This window comes from Paenibacillus sp. ALJ109b (assembly GCF_010747435.1).
Taxonomy (GTDB): Bacteria; Bacillota; Bacilli; order Paenibacillales; family Paenibacillaceae; genus Paenibacillus; species Paenibacillus taichungensis.
The window spans coordinates 197,291-203,981 of sequence record NZ_JAAIFP010000028.1 but is presented as its reverse complement, the minus strand read 5'-3'; the positions used below and the strand labels follow the sequence as shown (position 1 = coordinate 203,981).

6 protein-coding genes are annotated in these 6,691 nt (G+C 47.6%); all 6 read left to right on the top strand.

What is annotated here, in order from left to right; translation table 11 throughout:
* The coding region (gene smc / locus G3352_RS25095) for a chromosome segregation protein SMC (RefSeq protein ID WP_163760966.1) at positions 1–2,411 on the top strand (2,411 nt) is incomplete at its 5' end.
* A gap of 75 nt (positions 2,412–2,486) precedes the next feature.
* Complete coding sequence (ftsY, locus tag G3352_RS25090; protein WP_163760965.1) at positions 2,487–3,500, top strand: signal recognition particle-docking protein FtsY; 1,014 nt, start codon at positions 2,487–2,489, stop codon at positions 3,498–3,500.
* Positions 3,501–3,644: 144 nt separating this feature from the next.
* Positions 3,645–4,292 (top strand): PAQR family membrane homeostasis protein TrhA, encoded by a 648-nt coding sequence (gene trhA / locus G3352_RS25085; protein ID WP_163760964.1) that lies wholly within the window; start codon positions 3,645–3,647, stop codon positions 4,290–4,292.
* A 258-nt stretch (positions 4,293–4,550) separates the two neighbouring features.
* Positions 4,551–4,901 carry a putative DNA-binding protein gene (locus tag G3352_RS25080; protein WP_163760963.1) on the top strand — a complete coding sequence of 117 codons (351 nt, stop codon included), beginning with the start codon at positions 4,551–4,553 and terminating at the stop codon, positions 4,899–4,901.
* Positions 4,902–4,966: 65 nt separating this feature from the next.
* The gene (gene ffh / locus G3352_RS25075) at positions 4,967–6,343 is read left to right on the top strand and encodes a signal recognition particle protein (RefSeq protein WP_024630183.1); all 1,377 of its coding nucleotides are present in this window, start codon (positions 4,967–4,969) and stop codon (positions 6,341–6,343) included.
* A 54-nt stretch (positions 6,344–6,397) separates the two neighbouring features.
* Positions 6,398–6,670, top strand: a complete 273-nt coding sequence (gene rpsP / locus G3352_RS25070) for a 30S ribosomal protein S16 (RefSeq protein WP_024630184.1) — start codon at positions 6,398–6,400, stop codon at positions 6,668–6,670.
* Positions 6,671–6,691 lie beyond the last annotated feature (21 nt).

Genomic DNA, 6,691 nt, shown 5'->3' with positions numbered 1-6,691 from the left:
TGGAACTGATGAATCAGATGGCTCAGACACGAAATGAAATTCGTTACGCGGACCAACAGAAAGAAACGCTGGAACGGCGAATGAACCGAGCGACTGAGGAATCCGGCAAGTGGGAAGGCCAGAAGGAAACGCTGGAAGCCCGCAAAACGGAGATTGAGAAAAAAGTTGTTCGTTTAGGCAAGGAAATCAGTGATCTGCGCGGTGGTTATATTACGGAAAGTGAACGTCTCCAATCGCTGCAGAAGCTGCTCGAAGAAAGCCGGGGCACTGTCCGTAAATGGGAACAGAAGCGTGAAGCCCAGGTCTCCCGTCGCGATACAATGAAAGAAATGCAGGATGATTTTGACGGTTTCATGTTGGGTGTCAAAGAAGTTCTCAAGGCATCACGCAAAGGTACACTGAACGGGGTTCATGGAGCCGTTGCAGAGCTCGTTAAAGTGCCTGAGAAGATCGAACTTGCAGTAGAGACAGCGATGGGCGCTTCCCTGCAGCATGTTGTCATGGAGAATGAATCGGTTTCCAGGCAGGCGATCGCTTTTCTGAAACAACGTCAATTGGGCAGAGCTACGTTCCTCCCGCTGGATGTTATTCGTGCACGTACCATTGGCGCGGGTGAACGTTCGATGATCGAAGGCATGGATGGTTTTGTGGGAATTGGTGCTGATCTCGTACAATACGAATCCCGTTATGCTGCGATCATTGGAAGCCTGCTCGGAAATGTCATTATTGCGGAGAAACTGGAGGATGCCAATAAGATCGCGGCTCGCTGCCAATATCGTTTCCGGGTCGTAACCCTGGAAGGCGATGTGGTTAATGCGGGTGGTTCGATGACCGGTGGTAGCCAGCATAAGAAAAATGGTAGTCTGCTCAGCCGCAAACGGCAGCTGGATCAGCTGGATCAGGATATTTTGGATACCGAAAATCAGATCGTAAAACTGCATCGCAGTGTGGAGGATGTAAAAACTCAACTGGAGCAGTGCCAAGACAAGCTGGACGAGCTGCGTCAGTCTGGAGACGACACCCGGAATGCAGAACAGCAGGCTTCAATGGAAATGAAGCAGGTTGAGCATGAACTGCGTCACGTACTGGAACAGGTTGCCGTAGCCGGGCAGGAAAAGAGCGGGTTTACTGAAGAAATCAAAGAGATGGATACAGCCCGCGATGTTGCTGTGAAGAAGCTGGAGCAACTTGAGGAAGAAGAGAAAGCGACTCATCGTGCCATTCATGCCGCAGAATTTGCGCGTAAAGCGAATGAATCCGCGAAGGAGGAATTGCAGACCCAACTCACCGATCTGAAAGTCCGAGAGGGGAAACTGGATCAGGAGCGATTCTCCAACGAGGAGCAGTTACGGCGTCTGGAGCGCGAAGTGGATTCACTGGTGAAGGATCTTCGTCAAAATCGCACATTGCTGGCCTCCATGGAAGCCGATCTGAAGAAAACAGAGACTGAGAGTGTTAAACAGATTGAAGATCTTAACCAATACAAGCTGAAAAAAGCGGAATCTGCACAGGAGCTGGACTTCAAACGTGCTGCCCGAAGCGAACTGTCGAAGAAGCTTGAGCTTGCCGAGAGTGAAACGAAGGAACAGCGCACACAGCTGAAAGCTGTGGAGGAACAGATGCGACAAACGGAAATTTCCGTGAACAGACTTGATGTTGAGTTGGAAAACATTCTGCGCAAACTGATGGATGAGTATGAGCTCGGCTATGAACTTGCCAAGGAGCGTTATCCAGTACCGGAAGATGTGGAGAGCACACAAGCTGAGGTTCAGAAACTGAAGCGTAGCATTGCGGCTCTCGGTGACGTCAATCTGGGAGCCATCGAGGAATTCCAGCGGGTTAACGAGCGGTATGAGTTCCTCAGCACGCAGAAGAATGACCTGGTCGAAGCCAAAACAACGTTGTATCAGGTTATTCGAGAAATGGAAGATGAGATGGCCAAACGATTCAAGGCAACATTTGATGCGATTCGCCGGGAGTTCGGTACGGTCTTCACCAAGCTGTTTGGCGGAGGGCGCGCGGATCTTGTATTGATGGACCCTGAGCGTTTGCTCGATACGGGCATTGATATCGTCGCCCAGCCACCAGGCAAAAAGCTGCAAAACCTGCAGCTATTATCCGGTGGGGAACGAGCGTTGACCGCAATGGCCCTCTTATTCGCTATACTGCATGTTAAGCCTGTACCGTTCTGCGTACTGGATGAAGTGGAAGCGGCACTGGATGAAGCCAACGTGGTGCGTTTTGCCCAGTATTTACGTGAGTTCTCGGAACAAACACAATTCATCGTTGTTACACATCGCAAAGGCACAATGGAAGAAGCGGATGTGCTGTATGGCGTCACGATGGAAGAGGGCGGAGTATCCAAGCTCGTTTCGGTTAAACTGGAAGATGAGGAAGCTGTCATTGCCTAATCTTTGAGTTGGTTGTCACGCATGAACTCATCTAATATCATTTAAACTAAGAAATGTACACGATGGAGGGGCTTTATGAGTTTTTTTAAAAAGCTGAGAGACAGCATTGCAAGCAAAACGGAGTCGGTTACCAAACAGTTCAAGGACGGGTTGGAAAAGACACGTAAAGGCCTTGTAGAGAAAGTGTCGGATCTCGTTATCCGTCGCAAAAAAATCGACGAGGAATTCTATGAAGAATTGGAAGAAATTCTGATTGGAGCCGACGTAGGTGTCAATACGGTCATGAAACTGATTGAAGATCTGCGTGAAGAAGTCAAAAAACGCAAAATTGAGGATGCGGCTGAACTTCAGCCTGTATTGTCCGAAAAACTGACGGATTTGCTTCGTGGCGAGCAGAATAATGAACTGAAAATGAATCCGGATGGCATCACGGTCATTTTGTTTGTTGGTGTTAATGGTGTTGGTAAAACAACAACGATTGGCAAGCTGGCCCATCGCTTCAAACAGCAGGGTAAAAAGGTCATCATGGCAGCAGGAGATACGTTCCGTGCCGGAGCGATTGAACAACTCGAAGTATGGGGACAACGTGCCGGTGTGGAAGTCATCAAGCAACAGTCAGGATCTGACCCTGCCGCTGTTATGTACGATGCTGTGCAGGCTGCGAAACAACGGGGTGCTGATGTATTGCTCTGTGATACAGCAGGCCGTCTGCAAAATAAATCCAATCTGATGGATGAACTCAACAAAATCTATCGTGTCATTCAACGTGAAATTCCTGAAGCACCTCATGAAGTATTAATGGTGCTGGATGCAACTACAGGTCAGAATGCACTGAATCAGGCCAAACTCTTCGGAGAGAAGAGCGGGGTAACTGGACTTGTACTGACGAAGCTGGATGGTACCGCCAAAGGTGGTATTGTTGTTGCGATTCGTCAGGAGTTGGATCTGCCTGTGAAGCTGGTCGGACTTGGTGAGAAAATTGATGATCTGCAGCCATTCGACTCGGAGCAATTCGTGCATGCGTTGTTTTCTGGACTGATCCAGGAACAGCCAGCTGAAAGTGCTGAAGAAGAGGAAGCTAATTCCTAGAACAATTAATAAATAGGATGAATGAATAGCGCTAACCGTATTGCCAGTGATATACGTGATAAGTGTCACGTGTAATGTCACTGGCAATACGTGTATAATGGGAATAAAGAAGGCAAGGCTAAAGGGCTAGAAAGGACGGTTGATATGGCCAATACCTATACCTATTCCCGCCGTGAGGAAGTCGCCAATGCGGTGACTCATGGAATCGGCGCTGCACTCAGTGTAGCTGCACTGGTGCTGTTAATTGTATTTTCAAGTATGAAAGGCACGGCTTGGCATGTGGTCAGTTTCACGATCTACGGGATCACTATGCTACTACTCTATACGAGCTCCACACTCGTGCATGCATGGAAAGATGGGAAAGTGAAAGATTTATTTGAGATTTTTGACCATTCATCCATTTATTTGTTTATTGCCGGATCGTACACTCCGCTTTTGTTTATTGCTGTTCGTGGCACACTTGGTTGGACCCTGTTCGGTGTGATCTGGGGAATCGCATTATTCGGCGTGATCTTCAAGGCATTTTTCACGAAAAGGTTTCTATTCATGTCCACGATTTTCTATATTGCGATGGGCTGGCTCATCGTTATTGCCTGGCAACCGCTTATGGCTGCCATTCCTACAGGCGGAATCGTGCTGCTGGTTGCTGGAGGTCTGATGTATACACTGGGGACGCTTTTTTATGTGTGGCGTGGATTTCCGTACCACCATGCGATTTGGCATCTCTTTGTGCTAGCAGGCAGTATTCTTCATTTCTTCATGGTACTGCTGTACCTGACACCGCTTCGCTAGAACGATAGATAGCGTAAAACGAATCGGCTCCATCTGTGGAGACCCATTCGTTTTTTGTTCTATATTAAGAACAAAGCAGGCTGGATTCTACTGTAGAGGAATGGCTAAGATTAACCGTATAGGCACGAAAAATGAGTGTGAAATGAACGTTTTTATTGTGACAAGTATTTTTGCTTGACAACCTGATTTGTTTTAGGTATTATTAGGAACGTTGCAAGAGTGTAAAGTGTTTTTCCTTGACGAAGGGAGTGCCCCGTTATGAGTCAAGAAAACCGGCTTGAGAAGACAAACCGGATTAACTTGCTGTTTGCTTTCTATGAACGGTTGCTTACCGAGAAACAGCAGACATTTCTAAAGTATTACTTTCATGATGATTTCTCGCTGGGCGAGATTGCAGCCGAGTTCGAGATCAGCCGCCAGGCGGTATACGAGCATATCAAGCGTGCCGAACAAGTGTTGGAAAATTACGAAAGCAAGCTTGGCTTGCTGGAGAAGCACGAACGGCGCAACCGTAATCTTGAAGATTTGCAAAATGCATTGGAGCGCGCAGGCGTTTCCATTAATAACAACCAACAAATAAACGATATTATTCAACAGCTCAGAGAGTAGTTTGTAAGAGTTGAACGAAACGTATCGGTCCTGAAAACAGTATTACAGCTTAAGGAGGTGGGATCATGGCATTTGAAGGATTAACGACCCGATTGCAGAATGTGTTCAGCAAGCTGCGCGGCAAAGGCAAGGTGTCTGATGAAGATGTTGCTGAAGCTATGCGCGAGGTACGTCTGGCATTGCTCGAAGCGGATGTAAACTTCAAAGTGGTCAAGGAATTCATCGCCAAGGTGAAAGAGAAGGCTGTCGGCAAAGAAGTGATGGAGAGCTTCACGCCCGGAATGGTCATTATCGACATCGTAAACAAGGAACTGACGGATTTGATGGGTGGAAGCCAGTCGAAACTGGCCAAAGCCAACAAACCGCCTACGGTACTGATGATGGTTGGTTTGCAGGGTGCAGGTAAAACGACTACATCCGGTAAACTGGCTAAGATGCTGCAAAAGCAAAATAGCAGACCGTTACTTGTTGCAGGAGATATTTATCGTCCAGCAGCGATCAAACAGTTACAAGTTCTCGGCGAGCAGATCAAAGCGCCAGTATTTACACTGGGAGATCAGACAAGCCCTGTAGAGATCGCACGTCAGGGTCTGCAGCACGCCAAGGATAACGGTAATGACTACGTCATTATCGATACAGCTGGACGTCTGCATGTCGATGAAGAACTGATGGAAGAACTTCGTCAGATTCACAGCGTAGTGAACCCGGATGAAGTACTGCTTGTCGTAGATAGCATGACTGGTCAGGATGCAGTTAATGTGGCAGAACACTTTAACCAGCAACTTGATCTGACCGGGGTGGTTCTGACTAAGCTTGATGGAGATACTCGTGGTGGTGCTGCACTGTCTGTTAAAGCAGTCACTGGTTGTCCAATCAAATTTGCTTCCCTTGGAGAGAAACTGGACGCACTTGAGCCTTTCCATCCAGAACGTATGGCTTCACGTATTCTTGGTATGGGTGACATGCTCTCTCTGATTGAGAAGGCGCAGTCCAACATCGATACCGAAAAGGCCAAGGAAATGGAACGGAAGATGCGTAATGCAGAATTCACGTTCGAAGATTTCCTGGAGCAAATGGATCAAGTGAAAAAGCTGGGGCCAATCGATCAGATCATGGATATGATTCCTGGTATGGGCAAGATGAAACAAGCCAAGGACCTGAAGGTTGATGATAAACAGATGGGCCGGATCGAAGCGATCGTGTACTCTATGACGACCGAAGAGAAACGCAACCCGGATATGATCAACCATAGCCGCCGGAAGCGGATTGCTACAGGTAGTGGAACATCCCTGGCCGAAGTAAACCGTCTGATCAAGCAGTTTGATGAGATGCGTCGCATGATGAAACAGTTCTCAGATATGATGGGACCTAAAGGCGGCAAAAATAAAGCGATGAAGCAGCTTAAGGGTCTGGGTAAAGGAATGAAGTTTCCTTTCCGTTGATTTCAATGGCAGCTGAACGATATACAGATTTCATTGAAGGAGGTGAATTTTCAAATGGCAGTTCGTATTCGTCTGAAACGTATGGGTGCTCACAAAGCTCCTTTCTACCGCGTAGTGGTATCGGATTCCCGTTCCCCACGTGACGGTCGTTTTATCGAGGAGATCGGTTACTACAACCCGGTTGAACAACCGGCTGTTGTTAAGATCGATGAAGATAAAGCATTGCAATGGCTTCAAAACGGTGCACAAGCATCCGACACTGTCCGCAACTTGCTGAGCAAAGCGGGCGTGATGAAGAAGTTCCACGAGTCTAAATTGACTAAATAAGGTGCTGATTCGGAGGGTCAT

Excerpts from the sequence above, each read along its gene's own strand:
- ftsY (WP_163760965.1), top strand. The coding sequence starts at position 2,487 with ATGAGTTTTTTTAAAAAGCTGAGAGACAGCATTGCAAGCAAAACGGAG.
- trhA (WP_163760964.1), top strand. The coding sequence starts at position 3,645 with ATGGCCAATACCTATACCTATTCCCGCCGTGAGGAAGTCGCCAATGCG.
- G3352_RS25080 (WP_163760963.1), top strand. The coding sequence starts at position 4,551 with ATGAGTCAAGAAAACCGGCTTGAGAAGACAAACCGGATTAACTTGCTG.
- ffh (WP_024630183.1), top strand. The coding sequence starts at position 4,967 with ATGGCATTTGAAGGATTAACGACCCGATTGCAGAATGTGTTCAGCAAG.
- rpsP (WP_024630184.1), top strand. The coding sequence starts at position 6,398 with ATGGCAGTTCGTATTCGTCTGAAACGTATGGGTGCTCACAAAGCTCCT.